Annotated in this window: 23 protein-coding genes; 17 read left to right on the top strand and 6 right to left on the bottom strand. The window is 68.7% G+C overall.

Features of this window, described 5'->3' with window-relative positions:
• Positions 1-5: 5 nt before the first annotated feature.
• Complete coding sequence (locus KY661_RS11220; protein WP_225410203.1) at positions 6-704, bottom strand: TetR/AcrR family transcriptional regulator; 699 nt, start codon at positions 702-704, stop codon at positions 6-8.
• 125 nt (positions 705-829) lie between these two features.
• On the opposite strand from KY661_RS11220, the gene KY661_RS11215 reads away from it, so the two are divergent.
• Together KY661_RS11215 and KY661_RS11210 are read left to right on the top strand one after the other, a co-directional pair.
• Positions 830-1,384: a sterol desaturase family protein gene (locus KY661_RS11215; protein WP_225410202.1), complete on the top strand. Its 555-nt coding sequence runs from the start codon at positions 830-832 to the stop codon at positions 1,382-1,384.
• A 9-nt stretch (positions 1,385-1,393) separates the two neighbouring features.
• Positions 1,394-1,933 (top strand): ferritin-like domain-containing protein, encoded by a 540-nt coding sequence (locus KY661_RS11210; protein ID WP_225410201.1) that lies wholly within the window; start codon positions 1,394-1,396, stop codon positions 1,931-1,933.
• A gap of 16 nt (positions 1,934-1,949) precedes the next feature.
• Here KY661_RS11210 and KY661_RS11205 read toward each other — a convergent pair whose 3' ends face one another.
• Both KY661_RS11205 and KY661_RS11200 read right to left on the bottom strand, forming a co-directional pair.
• Positions 1,950-2,501: a hypothetical protein gene (locus KY661_RS11205; protein ID WP_225410200.1), complete on the bottom strand. Its 552-nt coding sequence runs from the start codon at positions 2,499-2,501 to the stop codon at positions 1,950-1,952.
• A gap of 11 nt (positions 2,502-2,512) precedes the next feature.
• Positions 2,513-3,154, bottom strand: coding sequence for an autotransporter outer membrane beta-barrel domain-containing protein (locus tag KY661_RS11200; protein WP_225410199.1), 642 nt, complete (start codon positions 3,152-3,154; stop codon positions 2,513-2,515).
• Between the two features lie 279 nt (positions 3,155-3,433).
• On the opposite strand from KY661_RS11200, the gene KY661_RS11195 reads away from it, so the two are divergent.
• The 8 genes from KY661_RS11195 to KY661_RS11160 all read left to right on the top strand — a co-directional run bounded on the left by KY661_RS11195 (position 3,434) and on the right by KY661_RS11160 (position 12,394).
• Positions 3,434-3,862 (top strand): phage tail protein, encoded by a 429-nt coding sequence (locus KY661_RS11195; protein WP_225410198.1) that lies wholly within the window; start codon positions 3,434-3,436, stop codon positions 3,860-3,862.
• Positions 3,855-4,379 carry a hypothetical protein gene (locus KY661_RS11190; RefSeq protein ID WP_225410197.1) on the top strand — a complete coding sequence of 175 codons (525 nt, stop codon included), beginning with the start codon at positions 3,855-3,857 and terminating at the stop codon, positions 4,377-4,379. The genes KY661_RS11195 and KY661_RS11190 overlap by 8 nt, the downstream gene beginning before the upstream one ends.
• 40 nt (positions 4,380-4,419) lie before the next feature.
• On the top strand, positions 4,420-6,981 hold the full coding sequence (locus tag KY661_RS11185; protein ID WP_225410196.1) for a putative baseplate assembly protein: 2,562 nt from the start codon (positions 4,420-4,422) through the stop codon (positions 6,979-6,981).
• Complete coding sequence (locus KY661_RS11180) at positions 6,968-7,492, top strand: phage tail protein (protein WP_225410195.1); 525 nt, start codon at positions 6,968-6,970, stop codon at positions 7,490-7,492. The genes KY661_RS11185 and KY661_RS11180 overlap by 14 nt, the downstream gene beginning before the upstream one ends.
• Before the next feature lie 69 nt (positions 7,493-7,561).
• The gene (locus tag KY661_RS11175) at positions 7,562-8,965 is read left to right on the top strand and encodes an FAD-binding oxidoreductase (protein WP_225410194.1); all 1,404 of its coding nucleotides are present in this window, start codon (positions 7,562-7,564) and stop codon (positions 8,963-8,965) included.
• 10 nt (positions 8,966-8,975) lie between these two features.
• Positions 8,976-10,667, top strand: coding sequence for a glycoside hydrolase family 13 protein (locus KY661_RS11170; RefSeq protein WP_225410193.1), 1,692 nt, complete (start codon positions 8,976-8,978; stop codon positions 10,665-10,667).
• A gap of 184 nt (positions 10,668-10,851) precedes the next feature.
• Positions 10,852-11,157 carry a helix-turn-helix domain-containing protein gene (locus KY661_RS11165; protein WP_225410192.1) on the top strand — a complete coding sequence of 102 codons (306 nt, stop codon included), beginning with the start codon at positions 10,852-10,854 and terminating at the stop codon, positions 11,155-11,157.
• Between the two features lie 16 nt (positions 11,158-11,173).
• Positions 11,174-12,394 (top strand): type II toxin-antitoxin system HipA family toxin, encoded by a 1,221-nt coding sequence (locus KY661_RS11160; RefSeq protein WP_225410191.1) that lies wholly within the window; start codon positions 11,174-11,176, stop codon positions 12,392-12,394.
• Positions 12,395-12,399: 5 nt separating this feature from the next.
• Here the strand turns inward: KY661_RS11160 and KY661_RS11155 are convergent, their stop codons facing one another.
• Entirely contained in the window at positions 12,400-13,020 is a 621-nt protein-coding gene (locus tag KY661_RS11155; RefSeq protein ID WP_225410190.1) for a glutathione S-transferase family protein, read from the bottom strand.
• A 121-nt stretch (positions 13,021-13,141) separates the two neighbouring features.
• On the opposite strand from KY661_RS11155, the gene KY661_RS11150 reads away from it, so the two are divergent.
• From KY661_RS11150 to KY661_RS11130, 5 genes are all read left to right on the top strand, one after another.
• Positions 13,142-13,528 carry an ectoine synthase gene (locus tag KY661_RS11150; protein WP_225410189.1) on the top strand — a complete coding sequence of 129 codons (387 nt, stop codon included), beginning with the start codon at positions 13,142-13,144 and terminating at the stop codon, positions 13,526-13,528.
• Positions 13,529-13,552: 24 nt separating this feature from the next.
• Positions 13,553-14,803, top strand: a complete 1,251-nt coding sequence (locus KY661_RS11145) for an MFS transporter (protein WP_225410188.1) — start codon at positions 13,553-13,555, stop codon at positions 14,801-14,803.
• Positions 14,800-17,319, top strand: a complete 2,520-nt coding sequence (locus tag KY661_RS11140; RefSeq protein WP_225410187.1) for a class I adenylate-forming enzyme family protein — start codon at positions 14,800-14,802, stop codon at positions 17,317-17,319. The genes KY661_RS11145 and KY661_RS11140 overlap by 4 nt, the downstream gene beginning before the upstream one ends.
• Before the next feature lie 14 nt (positions 17,320-17,333).
• Positions 17,334-18,512, top strand: coding sequence for an acyl-CoA dehydrogenase family protein (locus KY661_RS11135; protein ID WP_225410186.1), 1,179 nt, complete (start codon positions 17,334-17,336; stop codon positions 18,510-18,512).
• A 348-nt stretch (positions 18,513-18,860) separates the two neighbouring features.
• Positions 18,861-19,424 carry an imm11 family protein gene (locus KY661_RS11130; protein WP_225410185.1) on the top strand — a complete coding sequence of 188 codons (564 nt, stop codon included), beginning with the start codon at positions 18,861-18,863 and terminating at the stop codon, positions 19,422-19,424.
• A 50-nt stretch (positions 19,425-19,474) separates the two neighbouring features.
• On the opposite strand, the gene KY661_RS11125 is transcribed toward KY661_RS11130, so the two are convergent.
• Both KY661_RS11125 and KY661_RS11120 read right to left on the bottom strand, forming a co-directional pair.
• On the bottom strand, positions 19,475-20,839 hold the full coding sequence (locus KY661_RS11125; RefSeq protein ID WP_225410435.1) for a serine/threonine-protein kinase: 1,365 nt from the start codon (positions 20,837-20,839) through the stop codon (positions 19,475-19,477).
• A gap of 129 nt (positions 20,840-20,968) precedes the next feature.
• A complete protein-coding gene (locus KY661_RS11120) occupies positions 20,969-21,880 on the bottom strand; it encodes a hypothetical protein (RefSeq protein WP_225410184.1) in 912 nt (303 codons plus the stop codon).
• Positions 21,881-21,998: 118 nt separating this feature from the next.
• Here KY661_RS11120 and KY661_RS11115 point away from each other — a divergent pair, with 118 nt between their 5' ends.
• Positions 21,999-23,066 (top strand): pectinacetylesterase family protein, encoded by a 1,068-nt coding sequence (locus KY661_RS11115; protein ID WP_225410183.1) that lies wholly within the window; start codon positions 21,999-22,001, stop codon positions 23,064-23,066.
• A gap of 38 nt (positions 23,067-23,104) precedes the next feature.
• On the top strand, positions 23,105-24,181 hold the full coding sequence (locus KY661_RS11110; RefSeq protein WP_225410182.1) for an NAD(P)H-dependent flavin oxidoreductase: 1,077 nt from the start codon (positions 23,105-23,107) through the stop codon (positions 24,179-24,181).
• The last annotated feature ends 12 nt before the right edge of the window (positions 24,182-24,193 follow it).

Raw genomic sequence — 24,193 nt, 5'->3', positions numbered from 1 at the left:
TACCCTTAAAGGCGTCCGGGCTTCCCGTCCATCTTCCGGCGGGCCACCGGGGGCGGCAGCCGCAGCCCATCCAGCACCAGCGTGGTGAGCGCGTCGGGCAGCTCCAGCGGGTTGCCGATGGGCTCCTCGCTCAGCACCGCCAGGAGCAGCCGCTCCACGGCGCCCACCACCGCGAGCCCGCTGACGGCCGGGCGGATGGGCCGCAGCAGGCCGTGGGTGTGCGCCTTCTCGGTGATGCTCACCGCGTGCCGGGACACGAGCCGGGAGAGCTCCACGACTTTGATCCGGGCCCCCGCCGAGGGCCCCCGGCACTCCTGGAGGTAGAGCCGCACCACGCCCGGGTACTGGAGCAGCGCGCTGGCGATGACCGCGGCCATGGCCCGGTACGCCTCGAACATGGCCTCCACCTCGCGCGCCTCGGACAGCGCCCGGCCACAGGCCTCCAGCCCATCGAGCAGCTCGCGCCGCACCGGCTCCAGCAGCGCATCCACCAGCGCCGTCTTGTCCTCGAAGTAACGGTAGAAGGTGCCCTTCGCCACCTCCGAGGCCTGGGTGATGTCGTCGATGGTGACGGCGTCCAACCCGCGCTCCAGGAACAGGCGCAGGGCCGCCTCGCTCAGCACCTTCATGCGCTCGCGCCGGTTCTTCTCCCGGGGCCCGCCCTGGGGGCCCGGCCGGCGCGGCGGGGTGGGGGGAGCAGGCATGGCGGGTGGGGGAGGCGAGCGGGGCTTGGGACACATTGAGTTGCGATCTCGAAAAAAAGTGACCAAATAGTCATTATTCGCCGCGGCCGGGGAACAGTGGCCGGAGGCAGCACCGGAGACGCGCGATGATCGGTATTCCGCTGGGGCTTGCGTACTGCAATTTCGGGGAGTGGTTCCTCCACAAATACGTGCTGCACGGGCTGGGGAAGAACCCGAAGAGTTTCTGGCGCTTCCACTGGCACGAGCACCACCAGGCTTCCCGGCGCAACGAGATGGTGGACGACCAGTACACGAAGCCCCGGGGGCGCTGGGCCACCAACGCCAAGGAGCTGCTGGGGCTGGCGGCCATCGTGGTGGGGCACGTGCCGCTGTTCTCCCGGGCCCCCTTCTTCACCGCCACCGTGTGGTACTCGACGGTTCGCTACTACCTCGTGCACCGGCGGGCACACCTGGATCCGCAGTGGGCGCGGGTCCACCTGCCGTGGCACTACGACCACCACATGGGCAAGGACCAGAACGCGAACTGGTGTGTGACGCACCCGTTCTTCGACCTCATCCTGGGCACGCGCAAAGAGTTCGTGGGCACCCAAGCCCCGTGGTGCTCGCCCGAGGGGCAAGCAAGCGTGTCGCCCGAAGAGGAGGCGCGCGTCCCGGCAGAGGCCAGCCGGCGCAGTGCATAGCTTCCTGTCATGAGGAAGCTGGCGGAGAAGAACCCGGAGAAGCTGGTGGACCTGCTGCAGGAGCGGCTCACGTTCGAGCGCACGAGCGTGAAGCTCTATGACCGGGTCCTGGCCCTGATGGCCTCCTCGGGAGAGCCGCAGATCCACGGCATGCTGGACACGATGCGGGCCTACCGGGACGAGGAAGCCGAGCACCAGGCGTGGCTGGAGGAGCAGATCCGCGCCCTGGGCGGGGACGTGAACGGGGAGACGGAGCTGTCCCGGCTGGTGACGGAGGAGGCGCGGGGCATCGAGCAGGTCATCCTGAGCCAGGCGCCCCAATTGCCGCACCTGTTCCACGCGCTGATGGCCGCGGAGCTGGTGGACAACGCGGGGTGGGACTTGCTCATGTCGCTGGCGGAGGACGCCGACGACGACGAGGCGCTCGACACCTTCGGCATCCGCCTGGCCGAGGAGGAGGACCACCTGGAGTTCCTCCGGCAGACCATCACCCGCTACGCGGAGAGCCGGGTGCTCGGCGGCGCGCTGCAACTGCCCACCGAGCTGTGAGGCCGGGCGCGCTTCGTCAGAACACCCAGTCGAGGTAGTCCACCTTGACCTTCAGGCCCGCGCAGGCGCTGAAGTCCGCCTTCCACTCCTGGGCGGGCAGCGCGCCGCGCGCCTCGAACACCAGCTCCAGCTCCTTCTCGCGGATCTGATCCGCCAGGTCCACGGACTCGGTGCCGGTGGCGGTGATTTTCCGCGGGGCCGTCTGCGTGGAGGTGCGCCGGTACTCCAGCAGGGGCGTGAGGCCCGTCTGCCCTGGCTTGCGCAGCGACACCAGGGCGCGCTCGATGCCGCGCAGATCCGGACTGCCCTGGGTGGGCGTCAGCTCGAAGCTCTTGAGGCGCAGCGTGGCCTCGGTGTCCCCATCGGGCAGGGCATCGGCGATGTCCTCCAGGGGAAAGACGACGGTCTGCTGCACGCTCACGGTGGTGGGCAGCGCGGCGGGGAAGGTGAGGCCCCGCTCGACGGTGCACGTCTCCTCCGTCTCGGCCTCGAGGAAGAACAGGGGGCCACAGCCGGTGCCGAGCAGCGCCAGGCAAGCCATGGGGACGCGGAAGGGAAGGCGGCGCATGGTCGGCTCTCTCAGAAGAAGTAGAGGAGGAAGCCCAGCTTGACGGCGGGGCTGGTGAAGCGCAGGGACAGGGGCGTGGAGGTGAGCTCGGGGTCGTCCGTCACGTCCCGGAGCAGGCCCTCCGCGTTGTCCACCTGGAGGGTGCTGTAGCTCAGGCCCACGCGCAGGAAGGCGGCGAAGCGGTTGGGGCTGCCCACCTCCACGCCCACGCTCGCGCTCGCGTAGTCGTAGCCCACGTCCTCGATGGGCGCGTCCGTCTTCAGGGGATTGCTGCCCAGCCGGTCGACGAGCTTGTTGTACTTCGCGTCGAAGTAATGGCCCACATCCACGTTGAGAGACGGGGAGACGGTGGAGGCGAGCGGCACCCAGCTGGCCCCCGCGCGCAGCCCGATGCTCAGCGTGTTGGACGTTACCCCGCCATGCAGCCGCAGCCACCGCCATGGCCGCACCACGGCGGAGACGCCGACGCCATCGGGCACGCCGGCATCCAGGGACACCCCGAGCCGGGTAAAGCCGGGGGCCGGGGCGGGCTCGGCGCTCACGGTGGGGTCCGGGGGCGGCAGGGGCGCCAGCGCCAGCGCCGGCCAGGCCAGGCCCAGCACCAGCGCGCAGGCCAGGCCCGGGCGGGAGGGGACGGAAGGACGTCGGGGCATCGGGCGGCTCGTTCCGCGAAGGGGGGAGGGGTTCATCATTCGTGGGCGCTCGCGGAAAGAGAAGGGGCGCAGGTCCACTTTCGTCGCCGGGATGACGCGCGGCGGGCCCTCAGGGCAAGTGTTCCCGGCTGGGATTGATTGCAAGGTTGCTTGCCGTGTTTCACGTCTTCCTGGCGTTGCCGAATGTTGGGGGCCAGGGGACGGGGGGCGCCGGTCATCGTCCAGGGGTGAGCAATGACGGAAGCCAAGGTCCTGAAAGGCATGGAGGAAGGCCCTCGAATGGGAGCGCTGCAGGTCCCATTCCGGGCGTACAGCTTCAAGTTGCTCATGGGGGGCGCCGTCCAGGGGCACTTCACCCAGTGCACGGGCCTGCGCTCGCGGGTGGACGTCATCCCCCTGCGGGAAGAGGGCCGCACCGGGGGGCGCAAGCCCTCGCTGCCGCTGGGCATGGGCTCCGTGTCGCTGAGCTACGGGCTGTGCACCGCGGCGGAGCTGTGGGACTGGTTCCTCGCCTCGATGGAGGGGCACTCGCGCAGCAAGAATGTCTCCATCCAGATGCTGGGCGTGGACGGCATCACCGAGGTGTTCCGGTACGAACTGCTGGGCTGTGGGCTGCGGGACTGGGAATGCGCGGCGGCCGATGCGCGGCGCCAGCAAGCGGCCCTCTCGCGGCTCGTCCTGTCCTTCGAGGCCCTCCGCCGTGGATGAGTTGCTCAAGGGCCGCTCGCGAAGCGGGTGGATGCGCTCCATGGCGCTGCGGATGAAGGCCTGGGCGGACTCCGTGCTGGAGGAGGCCGAGCTGCCCGTGCGGGAGCTGTCCGCGGCCACACCGCTGCGGGGGCCCCGGGGGACGCCGCGCGAGGGGCCGGCGCACTGGCTCCAGGATGTCCAGATGATGCAGGCGGGCGCCGCGCCGCCCTGGGGAATGCGGACGCCGGCCGGGCGGGGGCTCCCGGCCCGGAGCTTCCCGGCCACGGACAGGGCGTTGCCCCTGCACGCCGTGATTCCCCTGCGCCGCCCGCGGCCGCGCGCCGCCGCCCCCTTGCCGTTCGTGGAGGCCCCGGCGCCGCCCCCGGTGGAGCCCCCGGCGCCGGCGGGCGAGAGGCTCCTCTATCCCTGGCCCGAGCCGTCCGAGGCGGCCGAGCCCGAGCCGAGGGACACGGTGGCGCTGCTGCACCAGTGGGCACGCCTGCGGTGGCTGGAGCTGGAGCCGTGGGGCGAGTGAGCCCCCGGCGTGGAATCCCAACCCGAGGAGAGCCTGTCCGATGTCACTTCCGTCCCCGCAGTTGGACGACCGTACCTTCCGCCAGCTTCTGGACGAGGCGCACGTGCGCATGGCCGGGAGGTGCCCGGAGTGGGGCGCGCTGAGCCCGCAGGAGCCGGAGAAGGTGCTGCTGGAGGCCTTCGCCCACCTGACGGAGATGATGCTGCACCGGCTCAACCGCCTGCCGGACAAGGCCTACGTGGAGTTTCTGCGGCTGCTGGGGGTGCGGCTCCAGCCTCCCTCGGCCGCCTCGGTGTCGCTGCGCTTCAGCCTGGAGGCACCGGCCGGGCACCCGGTGGACATTCCCCGGGGGACGCGCGTGGCCACGGTGCGCGCGGAAGGGGGCCCCGAGCCGGTGGTCTTCTCCACCGCCGAGGCGGTGCGCATCCTCCCGGGGGCCTCCGAGGTGCGGGTGCTGGCCTACCACTGTGAGCACGTGGAGGCGGACCTGGTGGGGTACGGCACCGGCCAGCCCGGGCTCACCGTGCGGCTGGGGCGGCCGCCGGTGGTGGCCCCCACCGGGGACGGGCTGGACGTGGTGGTGGGCGTGGAGGCGGAGCCCGGGGAGCTGGATGCCCGCGCACCCGCGCGCCGGCACGAGGGCCGGCTGTACCGCGTGTGGTGGGAGGTGGAGGACTTCGCGTACCTGGCGCCCAACGAGCCCGCGTACCGGGTGGACCGGGCCACGGGCACCCTCTCCTTTGCCCCTGCGGCGCGAATCCTGGGGGACGAGGGGGCGCTGGGGGAGGCCCGGGCCCTGGCGGCCGTGCCCCCCGCGGGCCGCGCCATCCGGGTGTGGTACCGGCGCGGCGGGGGGACGCTGGGCAACGTCACCGCGCACAGCTTGGAGGTGCTCGAGGAGCCCCTGCCCGGGGTGAAGGTGACGAACCCCCGTCCGGCCATGGGGGGCCGGGCCGCGGAGACGCTGGAGAACGCGCTGGTGCGGGGCCCGATGGAGCGGCACTCGCTGCGGCGGGCCATCACCGCTGGGGACTTCGAGCTGCTGGCGCTGCGCGCCTCGGGTGCGGTGGCGCGCGCCAAGGCCTTCACCCTGGCGCAGAGCTGGGTGCATGCGGCCCCCGGGACGGTGCAGGTGCTGCTGGTGCCGCACCTGCCCCCGGAGCTGCAGGGCTGCCATGGCGAGGGGGTGACGGCGGGGCGGCTGCGCCGGCACCAGGCGGAGGAGGTGCGGGCCCAGGTGCAGCGGGAGCTGGAGGCGCGCCGGCCGCTGGGCACGGAGGTGCAGGTGTCCTGGGCGCGCTACAAGACCGTGAGCGTGATGGCGCGCGTGGTGGCGCAGCCCACGCAGGACGCGGAGGCCCTGAAGCTGCGCCTGCTGGAGCGGCTCTACCGGACGCTCTCGCCGCTCTCCTCCACGGTGCACCCGGGTGGGTGGGGCTTCGGCCAGCCGCTGCGCACCGCGCAGGTGCGGGACGTGTTCCTGTCCGAGCCCGGCGTCCGAAGCGTGGAGCGCGTGCGGGTGCGGGTGGACGAGGTGCCGCGCGAGGTGCGCGCGCTGGCGGCGGACGCCTCGCAGCCCCACACCTTTTATGCGGGGGCGGACGAGCTGCTCTTCCGCACGGGGAACGCGGGGGAGGGGTGGGAGGCCGTGGGGCGCTTCTCCGGGGAGCAGGTGGATGGGGTGGAGGCGCACCCCTCGCACGCGGGGTGGGTGGCGGTGGTGTCCCGGCCGCGGGGCGGCATGCCCTCGCACTCGCGCGTGTCCCTCTCGCGTGACTGCTGCGAGACGTGGGAGCCAGGCACCGCCACGCTGGAGGGGGTGAAGGACCTGGCGTGGACGGTGCGCGAGGGCACGCCCGTGCTGCTGCTCGCCACGGTGACGGGGCTGTTCGAGTGGGTGATGCGGCCCGGGGCCCTGCCCCGGCCGGTGCTCGTGGACCCGTCGCACCCGAGGCTGGGCTTCTGCGCGGTGGCGGCCACCCCGGATGCGAACGGTGGCACGTGCGTGGCGGTGGCGGCGATGGACCGGGCAGGCGTGCTCCTGTCGGACCGGGAAGGGCGCCCGGGCACCTTCTGGCACCTGGGGCTGCGGGGGCAGGACGTGCGCGTGCTGGAGGTGCAGCGCGAGGGCGCCCGCGCCTTCCTCTGGGCGGGGCTGGGGGCGGACCCGGAGGAGGGGAGGGGCCAGGGGTGCATGAGCTGGGAGCTGTCAGGGGGCGAGCCCCCGCCGGGCGGCTGGCGAGGCTTCGGCCAGGGCTGGGAGGGCGGCACCTGCCTGTCGCTCGCCTTCGCGGGGGCCACGGTCTACGCCGGCACGCAGGAGGCGGGGGTGCTGTCGCTGGCGGGGGGCACGGCCGAGGCGGTCTGGCGGCGGCTGGAGGCGGGCGTCTTCCCCCCCGTGCAGGCCCTGGCGCTTCAGAAGGGCGGCCTGCCCCTGCTGTCCGGAGGGCCCCAGGGGGTGTCCCGCCGCACGGCGGAGGGCGGGAGCGATACACCGTGCTCGCAGCGGGAGTTCTCGGAGGAGGTGACGGTGCCACCCACCTGGCTGCTGTGCTCCGGCTTCCACGAGGTGGACGTGGGAGGGGAAGATGAGGAGTGCTGAGCTGGTGCGGCTGCTGCCCGGGGTGTTCCAGGCCCCCCCCCCGCTCGGCGGCCGGCTGAGGGCGCTGCTGGACGCGATGGAGGGATTCCACGCGCCGGACGAGGCGGTGCTCTCGGAGCTGGACGCGCTGTTTGATCCGCGCCGGACGCCGGAGGGCTTCGTGCCCGTGCTCGCGCGGTGGATGGACCTGGACCTGCCGGTGACGACGGGGCTGGGGCGGCTGCGGGAGCTGGTGGCCGCCGGGGCGGAGCTGTCCCAGTGGCGGGGCACGGCGCGGGGGCTCTTGCTCTTCCTGTCCACGGCCACGGGGCGCCGGGACTTCGAGCTGGACGAGCGCGTGCCGGGGCCGGACGGCACGCCCCGGCCCTTCCACATCTGCGTGCGCGCCCCCACGGAGCTGCGGCCCCACCGCGCGCTGCTGGAGGACATCATCGGCCGGGAAAAGCCCGCCGCCGTCACCTATGAGCTGCACTTCCAGGAGCCGGGGGACCCAGGGCCGGCCTCCCGGTAGTCAACGGGAGTACCGGCCGGCCGGGGCTGCCCCTTGTCAGCGTGAGGCGCCTGCAATACGCCAGGGAGCATGTCCACCGCCGCGCTCCCCGACGCCTTCCTCCGCGCCCTCTCCGACGGCTTCCCCGCAGACTTTCTCACCCGTGAGCCGGGAGAGCTGGCGGAGTACGGCCGGGACTGGACGAAGGTGCACACGCCGGCGCCTGCGGCGGTGGCCTTCCCGCGCACCACGGACGAGGTGTCCCGGCTCATGGCCCTGTGCCACGAGCACCGGGTGGCGGTGGTGCCCTCGGGAGGGCGCACGGGGCTGGCGGCGGGCGCGGTGGCGGCCCGGGGCGAGCTGGTGCTCTCGCTCCAGCGCATGAACCACATGGGCCCGGTGGACGTGCTGGGCGGCACGGTGCGGGTGCAGGCCGGGGCGGTGACGGAGGCCGTCCACCAGCACTGCGCGCCGTACGGGTTGACGTGGCCGGTGGACTTCGCCTCCAAGGGCTCCAGCCACGTGGGCGGCAACATCGCCACCAACGCCGGCGGGGTGAAGGTCATCCGCTATGGGCTGACGCGCCAGTGGGTGCTGGGGCTCCAGGTGGTGACGGCGCGCGGGGAGGTGCTGGAGCTCAACGGCGCGCTGGAGAAGAACAATACGGGCATGGACCTGCGCCAGCTCTTCATCGGCAGCGAGGGCACGCTCGGGGTGATTACCGAGGCCACGCTCAAGCTGACGCGGCTGCCGGGCAAGCAGGAGGTGTTCCTCTTCGCGGTGCCGGACGTGGCGGCGGTGCTGAAGCTGTTCAGGGACGCGCGCCAGGCACCCCTGTCAATCTCCGCCTACGAGTTCTTCACGGACAAGTGCCTGGCGCGGGTGCAGCGCCACCGCAAGCTGCGCTCGCCCTTCGATGCGCCCAGCGGCTGCTACGTGCTGCTGGAGGCGGAGGCCCCGGACGCGGCGGCGGTGGAGGGGTGGCTGGGCTCGCTCTTCGAGCGGGGGCTGGTGACGGACGGCACCCAGGCGCAGGGCGTCTCTCAGGCGACGGAGCTGTGGGCGCTGCGCGAGAGCATCAGCGAGAGCCTGTCGGCCACGGGCATGCCGCACAAGAATGACATCGCCCTGCCCATCGCCGCGCTGGAGGCGTTCTGCGGGGAGCTGGATGCGTTCTTCGTGGCGCGCTACCCGGACTGGGAGATCTGCCTCTTCGGACACATCGGCGACGGCAACCTGCACGTCAACGTGATGAAGCCCGACGGCATGGACAAGGCCGAGTTCCTGGCCCACACGAAGCCCGCGGACCACGACATCTTCGCGCTGGTGCGCAAGCACGGCGGCAGCATCTCGGCCGAGCACGGCATCGGCCTGCTGAAGAAGGACTATCTCTCGTACACGCGCACCCCGGCGGAGCTGGAGTTGCTGCGGGCCATCAAGCGGACGATGGACCCGGAGAACCTGCTCAACCCCGGCAAGATTCTGGACCCCTGAGGAGAAGACCATGGCCCCCCCTGAGCACATTCCCTGGTGGAAGGACGCGGTCGTCTACCAGATCTACCCCCGCAGCTTTCAGGACAGCAACGGGGACGGCATCGGCGACCTGCGCGGCATCCTCCAGCGGCTGGACTACCTCAAGCGCCTGGGCGTGGATGTTCTCTGGCTGTCGCCCATCTACGCCTCGCCCAACGACGACAACGGCTACGACATCTCCGACTACCGCGCCATCATGCCCGAGTTCGGCACCATGGCCGACTTCGAGGAGCTGCTCCGGGAGGCGCACGCGCGGGGGCTGAAGATCATGCTCGACCTGGTGGTGAACCACACGAGCGACGAGCACCCCTGGTTCATCGAGTCCCGGTCGAGCCCCACCTCCAGCAAGCGCGACTACTACATCTGGAAGAAGGGGAAGGACGGCCAGCCGCCCACGCGGTGGGAGTCGTTCTTCAGCGGCTCGGTGTGGGAGAAGGACGCGCGGAGCGGCGAGTACTACCTGCACCTCTTCAGCCGCAAGCAGCCGGACCTGAACTGGGAGAACCCCCAGGTGCGGCGCGAGGTGTACAGCATGATGCGCTTCTGGCTCGACAAGGGCGTGGACGGCTGGCGCATGGACACCATCAACATGCTGAGCAAGCCGCCGGACTACCCGGAAGGCCGGCCCATCCGGGGCTCGTTGCTCACCGAGGGGCAGCCGTACTTCCTGAACGGCCCGCGCATCCACGAGTACCTCCAGGAGATGCACCGAGAGGTGCTCGCGCACTACGACGTGATGACGGTGGGCGAGACGCCGGGGGTGACGCCGGCGGAGGGCGCGCTGTACTGCGGCGCGGAGCGGGGCGAGCTGAACATGGTGTTCCACTTCGAGCACGTGTTCGTCGGCGACGAGACGGCCGAGCGCGGCAAGTGGAGCAACCCGCCGCTGTCGCTGCCGGCCATGAAGCGCGTGCTGGCGCGCTGGCAGACGGAACTGCACGGCAAGGGGTGGAACAGCCTGTACTGGGACAACCACGACCAGCCGCGCGCGGTGTCGCGCTTTGGCGATGACCGGGAGTACCGGGTGGAGAGCGCGAAGATGCTCTGCACGGTGCTGCTGTTCATGCAGGGAACGCCCTACATCTACCAGGGGCAGGAACTGGGCATGACGAACGTGTCCTTCGAGAGCATCGATCACTACAAGGACATCGAGACCCTCAACGCCTACAAGGTGCTGCGCGACGAGCACGGCTGGGACACGGCGCGCATCCTGGCGGGCGTGTACGGCCGGGGGCGTGACAACGCCCGGACGCCCATGCACTGGTCCGGGGAGAAGAACGCGGGGTTCACGGACGGCACGCCGTGGATTGCCCTGAACCCGAACTACCCGGACATCAACGCCACGGTGGCCGAGGCGGATCCGGGCTCGGTCTGGCACCACTACCGGGACACCATCGCGCTGCGCAAAGCCCTGCCGGTGGTGCGGGACGGCACCTTCACGCTGCTGGAGGCCGAGCACCCCACGCTCTTCAGCTACCTCCGGGACGACGGGAACACGCGGCTGCTCGTGGTGGGCCACTTCAGCCGCCAGCCCGGGACGTACGCGCTTCCCCAAGAGTTCGTGGGGGGCGAGGTGCTCAGCAACAACTACGCGTCGCTGGAGGGCACGGAGGAACTGCGATTGAAGCCCTACCAGGCGGTGGTCATCCGCGCCCGCTCCTAGAGCGGCCAGGCGGCCCGGGAGCGCAAAACGGGCCGTCAATTGATTGGTACTAAGGGCAGCTAATAACCAATAGATTGATTACGCTCAGAGCGTAAACTAATAGATTGCCTTTTGGGAAGCCTAAGAGACAATCTATTGTCTCATGCCTCGACAGAACCTAACGCGGGATACCACCCCGCTTGCCGTGACTCGAGCCATCACCTGCCTGGGGCAGAACATCGCGCGTGCCCGGATCCGGCGAGGGCTCCGCCAGGCGGACCTCGCGACAAAAACGGGGTTGGCACTCGGCACCCTCAGGCGAATCGAAGAGGGAAGCCCCACCACCGCCCTGAGTGCGTATTTCACCGTCCTGTGGGCGCTGGGGCTCGAACGTGAGTTCGATAATCTGGCCTCGCCAGATCGGGATGAGGAAGGAAAGACGCTGGAACGGGCCCGCCAGCCCGAGCGGGTCGTCCTCAAGTCGAAGGCGGAACTCGATGCCGACTTCTGACGAGTCCAGCTGTTACGTGTACATCCAGCTCCCCGCTTCGCTCGAAGTCGTGACCTGTGGGCGCTATGTGCAGCAAGACGGCGTCGGTCAGTTCGTCTACGCGAAGAGCTACCTGGCCAACCCCCGTGCGGTCGAGCTGGAGCGGTTCGAACTCCCGCTCCGCGAGGGCACGTTCAGGACGGCCCGGCTCGGAGGCATTTTTGGCGCGCTGCGAGACGCTTCGCCCGATGCCTGGGGACGCAGGGTCATCGAGCGCAACCTGGGACGTGGGAGCTTGACCGAGACCGGGTACCTCTTGCACTCGCCCGAGGATCGGGCCGGCGCCTTGTCCTTCGGCACGAACCGCACACCCCCCGCAGCCGTGCATCAGTTCAACAAGGTGCTCCAGCTTCACCTCTTGCTCGAGGAGGCCAGCCGGTGTGAGCGGGATCAACCCCCGTCGCCTCAGATTGGCGACCTGGTGCATCCGGGCAGTTCCATGGGAGGCGCTCGTCCCAAGAATGTCGTCGAAGACGATGACGGTTTGTGGATCGCCAAGTTTCCATCGCGCAGTGACCGGTGGAACAACGCCGCTGTCGAGTACGGCATGCTGCGGCTCGCCCAGGAATGCGGCGTTCGCGCCGCGTCCGGGAAGATCATCCGGGTGGCGGAGCAAGATGTGCTTCTCGTTCGCCGGTTCGACCGGCAACGGGTCGAGCAAGGCTATCTGCGCCACCGGATGGTCAGCGCACTGACGGTCCTTCGTGCCGACGAGAGCCCTCACGACCGCGCGAACTGGTCGTACATCCTGTTGGCGGACGAGTTGAAGCGATGGGTCGATAAGCCGGATGAAGACCTGCGGGAGCTGTTCTCCCGGATGGTCTTCAACGCGCTCATCTCGAATGTCGACGACCATCCCAGGAACCATGCGCTCATCGCGCCGGGTTCCCAGTGGAGCCTGTCGCCCGCCTATGACTTGACGCCCGCGCCTCAGTTCAGCACCGAGCGCGATCTCGCGATGGAGGTGGGGAGCGTGGCCCACCGCCGGGCCAATCGTCAGAACCTCCTGAGCGAGTGTGCCCGCTTCCGCCTGTCGAGGGAGGCGGCCACGCACGTCATCGACAGGATGAAGGCGCTCGTCTCAAACCGCTGGCGTGACGTCGTCAAGAGCTGTGGCGGCACGGAGGCGGACTTAAAAGCCATTGAGCGGGCTTTCGACTACGAAGGATTCGAGTACGGCTTGGAGCCGCTGGGCTGAGCCTGTCATTCTCGCCCGTTGACGGTGTCGGTGACGCGCAGGTGGCGGGGTTGGGCCTGCACCCGCTCGAACCACGAGCGGATGGCGGGGTAACGGCTCAAGTCGAAGCGGCCCTCCTCCGCCATGTGCGTGTACGCATAGAGCGCGATGTCGGCGAGGCTGTAGTGCTCGCCCGCGAAGAAGGGCCGCTTGCGCAGCTCGCCTTCCATGACGTCGAGCGCGGCGTAGCCCTTCTGGATGCGCTCCTCCAACTCCTTCTCCTTGCCGGGAGGGATACCGAAGAAGGCGATCCACGCCCGAGCCACCGCGATGTAGGGCTCGTGGCTGTACTGCTCGAAGAACATCCACTGGAGCATTCGCGCCCGCTCCAGCCGGTCCGTGGGAATGAACGGCGTGCCCTCGGCGAAGTACCAGAGGATGGCGTTGGACTCGGCAAGGAAGACGCCGGGCTCCAGCTCCACGGTGGGGGTCCTGGCAATGGGGTTCATCGCCTTGAACTCCGGCGTGCGCGTCTCTCCCGCGGCGAGGTCCACCTCCCGCGTCTCGAAGGGAATCGAGAGCTGATGCAGCAGCAGGCGGACCTTGTAGCAATTTCCGGAAGGATGGAACTGATGGAGTTTAATCATGGGCGGGCAGTCTATCGCTCACCCATCCGAGATGCCCCTTTGCTACGTTCCGGGGGCAGGAGGCTCTGGAAAGAGCCCACGGGGGGCCACACTCTTGGCCCCGCATCACCGAGGCTTGTTTATGTTCGTTCGCAGCTTATCGGATGTGGAGAAGACCCAGTTCTTTGTCGAGTGGGGATCCGGGACGAGCCACCGGTTGCTCACCGAGAAAGACGGGATGGGATTCACCGTCTGCCATACGGTCGTCCGCGCGGGCACCGAGTCCCTGCTGCATTACCGCAACCATCTCGAAGCGTGTTACTGCATCGCGGGAGAGGGCGAAGTCGAGGACATGGACGGCAACGTCTATCCCATCCGCCCAGGCGATATCTATGTCCTGGATCAGAACGACCGCCACTACCTGCGGGGCGGCAAGGACACGGATCTGATCCTGGTCAGCATCTTCAACCCGCCGCTCAAGGGCATCGAGCGGCATGACCTGACGAAGCAGACCGGCTCCGGTTACTGAGGCCCGCCCGCCGGGCCGTGGACCATGGAGGGGCTCCTCTTCCTTCGCGACAATGCCCGCTGGGTGGCCGGCGGCTTCCTGCTGTTCTTCGTCTCGTCCTTCGGGCAGACCTTCTTCATCGCGCTCTCGGGGGGGGACATCCGCCGGGAGTACGCGCTCACGCAGGGCGAGTTCAGCACGCTCTACATGGCGGCCACGCTGGTGAGCGCGCTCACGCTGTCGCGGGTGGGCCATGCCACCGACCGGTACAGCGCGCGGAACGTGGTGCTGTTCACCGTGCCCATGATGGCGCTGGCGGCCGTGTCCATGTCCCTGTCGCGGCACGTGGTGCTCCTGTTCGCCACCCTCTTCCTGCTGCGCCTGTCCGGCCAGGGGCTGATGAGCCTGGCGTTCACCGCCCTGGGACGGTGGTTCTCGGCGCGCCGGGGACGCGCCATCTCCCTCTCGACGCTGGGCTTCAACACGGGCGAAGCGTTGCTCCCGCTGGGCTTCGTGGCGCTGGCGGGCACTGCCGGGTGGCGCGGGGCTTGGCAGCTCGCCGCCGGCCTCCTCGTCCTGCTGGCCCTGCCGGGGGTCGCCATGCTGGTCGCGGTCGAACGCACGCCCCACGTGGCCGAGGCGGGCGCCGCGGGAGCCACTTCCTCCGCCGCGCCCCAGGGCTGGACACGGCAGGAGGTGCTGCGAGATCCGCGCTTCTACTCCATCCTGCTGGCCATGGTGCCGCCTGCCTTCATCGGCAACACCCTCTTCTTTCATCAGGTGTATCTGGCGGATCTGCGCGGCTGGCCACCTGGGACGTTTGCTTCGGCGTTCACGCTCTACGCCTCGATGACCATCGTCTTCACGCTGGTGTCCGGGCAACTGGCCGACCGCTTCTCGGCCGTGGCGCTCTTGCCTTTCTATTTGCTGCCTTTGGGGCTGGGCTTGCTGCTGCTGGGGAGCCTGGAGGCGGCCTGGAGCGCGTTCGCGTTCATGGCCCTCTACGGCATCTCCAATGGATTCTCGTTGACCCTCTTCGGAACGCTCTGGCCCGAAATCTATGGGGTGAAACACCTGGGCGCGATCCGGGCGATGATCGTCTCGGTGCTGATTGTCGCCTCGGCCGCGGGCCCGGGGCTCACGGGGCTCTTGATTGATCGCGGTGTGAGCTACCCCCTTCAAATCCAGGTGATGGGCGTCTACTGCGTGGGGATCTCCCTCGTGGTGAGGGCGGACGCGCGGCGTGTAAAGGCCCAGAGCCCGGGGGGCCCGGCGCAGGACGAGCGAGGACCATGACACTCTTTCACCACCTCTTCGAACGCAACGTCCAACGGTTCCCGGACAAGAAGGCCATCGTGGTCGGCGCGCGGTCCGCCACGTATGGGCAGTTGGACCGCATGGCCTGCCGGGCCGCCCAGGCGCTGGTTCAGCGCGGCCTGGTCCGGGGCGAGCGCGTCGCCCTGTACGCCGATGCCTCGATCGAGGCGTTGGCCGCCGTGCTCGGCATCTTCAAGGCCGGTTGCGTCCTGGTCACGGTTCATCACTCCTTCAGCCCGCGCAAGTTGCTCTTTCAGCTCAAGGACTCTGGTGCCAGCGGGCTCATCACGGGGCTCTCCGGAGACATGGCGCCCCTCCTCCAGGAGGCGCCGCTGAAGGCCGTGCTTCACGTGGACGCAGGAGGGGCCGCTGCTGCCGGGGCGGAGGAGGAAACAGGGACGTTCGAGGCGGAGGCGGACGATGACGATGCCCGGCTCGGGGCCATCTTCTACACCTCGGGCTCCAGCGCGAACCCCAAGGGGGTGCTGGTCAGCCACAAGAACATGCTCGCGGCGTTTCACTCCGTGACGGGCTATCTGGAGAACACGCCCCACGACACCATCCTGAGCTACTCGACGCTGGCCTCGGACTACGGCTTCTACAACATCCTGATGCCGCTGCTCTTCGGGGGCACGGCGGTGGTGGAGAAGGAAATCCCCGGGCGGGGAGAACAGATGTTGGAGGTGATTCGCCGGGAGGAAGTGACGGGCATGCAGGTCTTCCCACCGGCGGTGTTCCGCCTGTGTCAGGCCGAGACGCTCGAGCCCTGGAGCATCGGCCCCCTGCGCTACCTCTCCAGCAGCGGGCAACCCCTGCCACTCCAGCACATCCGCCGGCTGAGGAGCGCGTTCCCACAGCTTCAGATCTTCTCCAACTACGGACTGACGGAGTGCAAGCGTGTGGCCTACCTGCCTCCCTCGGAGATCGACCAGCGGCCCGGCTCCGTGGGCAAGGCGATTCCGGGCGTCCGGACCTATCTGGTCGATGACGACGGCCAGACGCTCATGGAGCGAGGCCGGACCGGACAGCTCGCCGTCGCTGGAGACCTGGTGATGCTGCGGTACTGGAACCGGCCGGAGCAGACGTCCCAGGTGCTCAAGGACCATCTCTTCGGAGAGGAGCGGGTGCTCTTCACCGGCGATCTGTTCCGGACCGATGCGGACGGATATCTCTATTACGTGTGCCGGAAGGATGACGTGTTCTCCCGGGGAGGGTTCAAGGTCAACCCCCGGGAAATCGAGACCGTGCTCATGACACACGAGGCCGTCGCGGAGGCGGTGGTGGTGCCCGTGGCGGATGAGGCCGTGGGCCATGTCCCCAGGGCGCACGTCGTGCTCCGCGCGGGCGCCACGCTCAGCGACGAGGCGCTGATTCAACATTGCGCCGCCTCCCTGGATTGGCACATGGTGCCCACGCGTGTGGTTTTCACCGATGCGCTCCCCAGAACCTTGACGGGAAAGACTTCCAAGAGGTTTGAGATGAACAACGATGACTCGGCAGAGAGCCCGAAGCCCGCGGACGTCCAGGAGTACCTCTCCCAGTCCGCGATGATCCGGATGGCAGGCCATTTCCATGCATTGGCGACGGGACAGACACAGGTCCCCCGGCAACCCGTCGTGACGCGGTTCCGCGGGAGCATCCCGGACCCCCGCGTGCTGGCCTACCATGACCTGCTCGTGGGGAAGACAGGGCCTCTGTTCTCTCACTTCCTCGCGAGCGTGCCCTGCATTCTGGAGGAGATGTCGCGCGTGGGCGCCGCCCTGACGCGCTTCTCGGAGGAGCGCGCCCAGGGAAGCGATCGAACCTTCTCCTTCTATGAGGCGGATGCGTTCGACGGCTCGAATGGGCGCACGCTCGCGGTCTTCTCCGGTGGGCGGATCCGCACGCTCACGAGCTCTCCCAACAAGGCCAACCAGGAGCCCTTCAACCAATACGCGGACCACCGGCTCTCCCAGTTCATCGGCAAGTCGTGCCTGGAGGTGGACGCGAGCGTCCTCGCCAGCCAGCCGGAGTTCCGCGCGTTCGCCCAAGGCGTCGACTATCTCTATGAGACCGCTGCGTTCCAGTTCTACGGCACGGACCGGGACCGCCAGATTGGCCATGTCGCGAAGCTGCTCAAGCCCGATGGCCTGGCCTTCTTCTTGGAGAAGCTCAACCATCCGGACGCCGGGGAATACGAGCGCCGCGAGCAGGCCAAGGACGAGCGGCACAAGAGCTTCTATTTCACGCCCGAGGAGATCGCCTGGAAGAAGCAGCAGATGCTGGCGCAGATGGAGAACGGGCAGGTGGACTACGAGACGCTGGTGGCCTCGCTCGGAAGACACTTCCAGCACGTGTACCTGCTGTGGAACAGCACGAACTTCTATGAGTTCGTCGCGTCGAACGACCGGGACGCCATCGAACGGTTCGTCGCCTTGATCGGCCCGCCGGTCATCCCCGACGAGTTCTGTTTCGACAAGCCGGCCATGCGCAAGGTCTCGGGCGCCCGCGGGTGAAGGGAGACGCCACCATGTCAGCGCAGGGCGCCCCGGTGGGGGCCGGGCATGAGGAGGTGTGCGCTCGCGCCGAGGCGCTGAGCGAAAGGTGGCGGGCCCGTGCCGGTGAGACGGAGCGGGCGCGCAGCCTTCTCCGGGAGACCCTCGTGGAGCTCTTCGACGCCGGCCTCCTGCAGATCCTCGTGCCGAGGCATTACGGTGGGCTGGGGCTTGGCTGGCCCACGATGGTGGCCGCCTCCCGCATCGCCGCGCGGGCCTGTGCCTCCACGGCCTGGGTGATGAGCGTCGTGGGGGGGCATGCGGGCATCGCGTGCCGGTTCTCGCGGGCCTGCCAGGAGCGCCTGTTCGCCGAGGGCCCGCGGCAGCTCTTCTCCACCGCGTCGGTGACGGCGACGGGAACCCTCCGGAAGGAGGAGGGCGGTTTCCGCGTCAACGGGACCTGGCGTTTCAGCTCGGGGATTGATCACGCCACCTGGCTCATCGTCACCGGGCGGTGTGAGAACCACCCGGCGCCGCCGGAGCCCAACCTCTTCCTGCTGGCCGTGCGGCCCTCCCAGGTCCGGATCGAAGACACGTGGCATGTCACCGGCATGCGGGGAACGGGCTCGAAGGACGTCGTGTTCGACCACCTGTTCGTCCCGGACGGTTGGGGGGTGGCCTTGCCGGAGTGCTTCGGCGCGAGGCCCGAGGGGGCCGAGGTCCATCCGGGCTCCTACCTCTTCGAGGTGCCCTTCATCCCCTATGCGACCAGCTCGATCATCGGGCCCATCCTGGGCTGCGCGGAGGGGGCCTACCAGGAATACGTGACGGCCTTGCGGCAGCGGAGCGGCGCGGGGGCCAGCGTCCCCCCAGGCACGGTGCAGGAGCGGCTCGCGGAGAGCGCGGCCGAGCTCACGTGCGCGCGGCTCCTCTACGATTCGCTGCTCCACACCTTGCACGGAGCAGGGGAGGCCCGGCGGGGGCTGTCCCCGGGGGAGTGGCTCACGTTCAAGCGCGATCGCGCTTACCTGGCGCGGCTGTGCGTCAACGCGGTCCAGCGTCTGGTGCTGCACTTGGGCGCGTCATCGGGGTTCGAGAGCAACCCCCTCCAGCGGCACTGGCGGGATCTCCAGAGCATGACGTCTCACATCGACGTCAACTGGGATCAGGCCATGCTCTCGTACGCCAGCCATGAGCTGGGCCTTTCCCGGTGAGTGGCAGACGCCACATTCTGCAAGTGCGGCATCGGGTGCCCCAGCGGCTACGTCGCGTCAGGCTACTCGACCACCATCAGCTGCAATACCTCTTCCGGCCAGTCCGGTCAGAACCAGACCTACTGCGTGAAGCTGTAGGCCTCGGACCGCCATCCGCGCTCGTTCCAGCCGGTCCGAGGGGATGAGCGGCGTGCCCTCGGCGAAGTACCAGAGGATGGCGTTGGACTCGGCGAGGAAGACGCCGGGCTCCAACGCCACGGTGGGGGTCCTGGCAATGGGACTCATCGCCTTGAACTCCGGCGTGCCACCATTTTCGTCACCAGTGGCCGGTTCCAGTAGGGGATGGGCGTGGCTTCACGATTCTTCTCGCTTTGCGACGCAGTGGATATCCCGCACCGTTGGCGCTTGGATGATCCTGTCGATAGCCAAAATCGCCAGCTGGACGATTGGTCCTTCAAGAGTGGGATTCCAGTGAGCATCAAGGGGCCCTTGAGAATTCCGATCGAGCAAGCAGGACGGCCCTTGGATTTCTCCGAGACAAACCTGGGGATCCCTGTTGTTGACGTCCGCGTGGCATCAATCTTTCAGGAACTAGCACTCCATGATGTGCAACTCATTCCCTCGCAGATTGAAGGCTATCCTGATCAGTACCTCGTTCTTGTGGCCACACGGCTCATCCCATGTATCGATGAGAGAGTCTCACAGATAAGGCTGTGGACTCATGAAGACGGTGTGCCTCACAAGCTCGGGCAGTACAAATCTGTGCGCAACATGCGAATCGATCCTGTCAGAGCGGGTGACGCCAAGGTGTTTCGCCCAGCTGGCTGGGAGGGAGTTCTTGTTGTCTCGGTAGAGATCAAGAATGCTTTAGAACAAAGAGAATTCACAGGTCTAAGCTTCGAGGAGGTTTAAAGGAGGTTGCTCCTCGCGGCTATCTTGAACGAGAGGGTGGCCGGGAAAAGCTAAGGTTTGTTTGAAGTGCTGGGTCTCGGAGGCGCCGCGACCGGGTAGTAACAAGCGCCTTTCCAGTCGTAATAGTGCTCGCCGCAGGGGGGGGAGGCCTGGGTGACTTCGAGCCAGCAACCCCCTTGGATGTTGAGCTGGAAGCGAGGGCACGGCGGACGGCGTTGGCCCGGCAAGGGCGCTTTGGGCATCTCAAGAGCCAGTCCATTCGGCTCGGGTTCTTGAGCCCCGCTGGACACCGAAACATCTTCCACGGATGCGTCGGCCACGCCAGCGGTCCCACCATCTTCCCTACCGGAGAGGGGGGCCACCATGAGTGCCGCCAAGTTCAAGTGCCCCAAGATCAGGATGATGAGCCAGGCTGCCAAGGGCATCATCACCATGGGCCCAAGGCATCCTCCACGAGGCTCAGAGCCGGGGGGCTTCCTGACTTGCGAGGACATGCGCGAACCGCTCGGACGCAGCGGCTTATCGGCTTCTGGCCCAGTGGCCGCCGCAGCTGCCTCCATGGCTGCGGCCAACTCACCAGCGTTGCCTCGGTCCTGGGGGTTCTCGGAAAGCATGCGGAGGATGAGCGATTCCAACGAGGGCGCCAGCGGCTTGAGCTGGCCTGGAGGCTTCATCACCTCCAGGGTGTCCCGCGCATCATCGCCCACCAGCGATGGGTCCGTCGCCGGGGGCGGATAAATTCCCGTGCACAAGCGGTAGGCCGTCACCCCCAGCGCGTACACGTCATCCGCGGGCGTGGCGCGGTAATGGGAGTGGGCCTCGCGGCGGTGCTCCCACTGGAAGCGCAAGGCGTCGGGGCTGCGGTAGGGCTTTGTGCCGGGGGCTAGCAGCCCTTCGGTGAGGGGCGGAGCCCCTGTCCAAGTGCCGCATCCGAAGTCCATGAGGAAGGCCTTCCCCTCGGGACTCACCAGGATGTTGTCGCCCTTCACGTCCCGGTGGAGCCCCTGGCGGGCATGGGTGGCCTCCAGCGCTCGTGCCACCTGTGCCAGCAGCCGCAGGACTTGGCGCGACGTGAACGGCTGTTCCTCCGCCCAGTCATACAGCCGGAGGCCCTCCACCCACTGCATCACCACATAGGGATGCGTGTCACCGTGGGGGCTCGCCTTCCAAGTGCCCCGTCCCAGCAGGCGCGGGACGCTGGGGTGCCGGATCCGGGTGAGCAGCTCCGCCTCTCGCTCGAACCGCAGGTCATTCGGGTATCGCGCCAGCTTGAGGGCCACGAGCTGAGGAAGGATCCGCCGCGTCCGGCGCACCCGGTAGACCGCGCCATAGGTGCCGTACCCCGCGCGGCCTTCCACCTGCCAGGGGCCCAGCCGGGTCCCGTCCGGGAGCGCCTCGGGGGACAGCGTATCCAGGGGAACCTCCAGGAAGGCAATCAGCGGGCCTTCCCACATCCTACCCATGGGGTCACGCCGCGTCAGCCCCTCTCTTCAGGTGGGACTCCAGGAATGCCTCCTGTGAGAGGCTCCGGAACTTCCGGGAGCTTACCGGGAGGCGGCAGCGGCCCGTTGTGGACGTTTCGTGACCGGCTTCTCAACTTGGGTGGAATAGACGGGGAGCCGGTAGCGCGGGCGCATGCCGCTCCCGTCGAAGGAGACCTCCAGGTCCCAGAAGCAGCGGTCGTCGCCGTGCCACACCGTGGCGCTCTTCACCCGCGCCTTGGGCAGTTCCAGCAGGAGGCCGAGGTCCCTGCGCTCGCGCAGGGCTTTCGCGTCCACCTGCTGCGAGTGCTCATATTCCAGGGTGCGGTGAACCTTGATCTTCGATTTGCCCCCGGTCCGGACCGTCTCTCGCCGCTCCCGGGTGCGCGTCAGCCGGACCGTCACCGTGTCCACGGGGGGCAGCCCCGGCCGTGACACCACGTGCACCTGACACGGGGTGCCGAGCGCCAGCGGAATCGAGTCCAGGCGCAGGCTCGGCTGGCCCGGACGCAGCTCCCGGCGCATCTGCTTCAACAGGGAAGGCTCATGGCGCACCCACTGGTGGCCCGCCAAGGCGAGCAGACCCAGCAGGGCGAGCAGCATGAAGGCGAGGCCCAGGATCCGGTACAGGGACTCCAGGACGGCGGTGGTCACGAGCACGAGGAAGAGGACGGCGAGGAGCGGGCCCACATAATCTCCCCAGCTCACCCGGGGGCGCAGCAGCAGCTTCCAGGAGGTCTCCCAGCGCCACGGTTCCTCCGGATGCTGTTGAAAGAGACGCTGCCGCTGTCTCCAGTGCCAGATATCGGCGAGGGCCGCCAAGAGCAGCAGCCCGTCCGCAAGCAGGACTACCCGTGCCTCCTGGGCGGTCCAGTTGAACCAGTGGACGCCCGTGAAGAGGACCGCAGTGCCGAGCAGGATCGGCATGTAATGGGGAAAGGGCCGGGGGCGGGAGCGTCCGGAGGAAGCCTTCATGGACCCGGAACTCTAGCTCAAGGGGCCCTGTGTGCCTCTGGACGCTCGGGGACCGGGGCGGACCCGCGCCCCGTGGCGCATGCCTATCATGGCCCTTTTCCGGATCGAGGACGGGACCATGCGCAGCCAACGTGAGGCAAGGAGCTGGAGGTGGGGACTCGCCGTGGTGGCGGCGCTGGCCGTGGGCTGTGGGGACGAGAAACAAGAGGAGCCCATCGACACGGCGCCCAGCACCTGGGGCTGGACGGCGGTGCCTGAGTCCACCTGTGACGAGGGAACCCCCACCGGGCTGGGCAGCAACCTCTCCGCGGACAGCAAGAACCTGGTCATCTACTTCAGCGGGGGCGGCGCGTGCTGGGATGCCACCACGTGCCTGGAGACGAACAGCTCCCTGCATGGGCCCTTCACCGAGTTTGTCTTCAACATCGTGAAGGGGGCCTCCTTCAAGGGCTCCATCCTGGACCGGACGCTTGCCCGCAACCCGTACCAGGACTGGAACCTGTTCTTCATTCCGTACTGCACGGGAGACCTGCACATCGGGGACGCGGACCAGGTGTACACGTCAGGCGCCGTGACGAGGACGATTCGCCACCGGGGCCTGGCGAACACGAAAGCATTCCTCGCGCGCATCGCCGCCACGGTGCCCGAGCCCGAGCAGGTGCTGGTGACGGGCTCAAGCGCGGGAGGCTTCGGCGCGGCGCTCAACTACACGCTCATCCGCCAGGCCTTCCCCCGCGCCAAGGTCTTCCTGGTGGATGACGCCGGTCCGCTGCTCAAGAACGACGCCCTGTCCCCGGCGCTCCGGTCCGCTTGGGCCCAAGCCTGGAAGTCCGATGCGGCGCTCGAAGCCATCGACCCCGCGGTGAAGGAGGACTTCTCGGCGCTCTACCCGGTGCTCGCGCGCAAGTACCCCGAGGACCGCATGGCGCTCCTGTCCTCGCTGCGGGACGAGACCATCCGCGGCTACTTCCAGCTGACGCCGGAAGTCTTCGAGACCGCGCTGAGGGACCTCGCCACCACGGTGATTGCCCCGTTGCCGCGCACCCGCACCTTCCTCACCCCGGGGGAGGGCCACACCCTGTTGACCCAGCCCGCGGCGCAGCGCTCCCAGGAGGTGGGCCTGCTGGACTGGCTCCAGCAGATGCACACCGCGAGCGATGCGGAGTGGAAGTCCGTGCAGCCCTGAGCGGCGCCGGAGAGGATGGCGTCCGAGGAGACTGACCCATGAAGACGTGGCCCGACACACGCATCCAGGAACTCTTCGGCATCCCGCTGCCCATCCTCCAGGCGCCCATGGCGGGCGTGGTGACGCCACAGATGGTGGTGGCCGTCAGTGAGGCCGGGGGCCTGGGCGCGCTGCCGTGCGCCATGCTGAGCCTGGCCGAGGCCCGCGAGGCGCTGGACGTCATCCGCCAGGGTACCTCCCGGCCCATCAACCTCAACTTCTTCTGCCACGCCCCGCCGCCCGCGGATGCCGTGCGCGCACTGGCCTGGCGGGCGCGGCTGGCGCCTTATTACGTCGAGCAGGGCCTGGACCCCGAGGCCCCCGTGCCCGCGTCCAACCGCAGGCCGTTCGACAGCGACTTCTGCGGGCTCGTCGAGGCGTACCGGCCCCAGGTGGTCAGCTTCCACTTCGGGCTTCCGGAGCAGGCGCTGCTCGGCCGGGTGAAGGCGGCGGGCGCCAAGGTCATCGCCTCGGCGACCACGGTGGCCGAGGCCCGGTGGCTGGAGGCGCGCGGGTGTGACGCGATCATCGCCATGGGGTGGGAGGCGGGAGGCCATCGCGGCAGCTTCCTCACGGACGACATGGCCACCCAGGTGGGGACCTTCGCCCTGGTGCCCCAGGTGGTGGATGCGGTGAAGGTCCCGGTCATCGCCGCCGGCGGCGTCGCGGATGCCCGCGGCATCGTCGCGGCGTTCGCGCTCGGCGCCGCCGCGGTGCAGATCGGCACCGCCTACCTCTTCTGCCCTGAGGCCAAGGTGGCCCCCGCCCACCGCCAGGCGTTGAAGACGGCGCCGGACGATGGCACCGCCGTCACCAACGTCTTCACGGGCCGGCCCGCGCGCGGCATCGTCAACCGGCTGATGCGCGAGCTGGGCCCGCTGTCTCCCCACGCCCCGGGCTTTCCGCTCGCGGGCGGGCCGCTCACCCCGCTGCGCAACCAGACCGAGCCCCAGGGCTCATCCGACTTCATGCCCCTGTGGTCGGGGCAGGCGGCGCGGCTGGCGCGGGAGCTGCCCGCGGGGGAGCTGACGCGGGTGCTCGCCGAGGAGGCCCTGGCGAAGCTGTCCCGGGGCTGAAGCCCAGGGGGC

The organism is Allostigmatella hybrida (genome assembly GCF_020103775.1).
Lineage (GTDB): Bacteria > Myxococcota > Myxococcia > Myxococcales > Myxococcaceae > Hyalangium > Hyalangium aurantiaca.
This window is presented reverse-complemented; position numbering and strand designations above follow the sequence as displayed.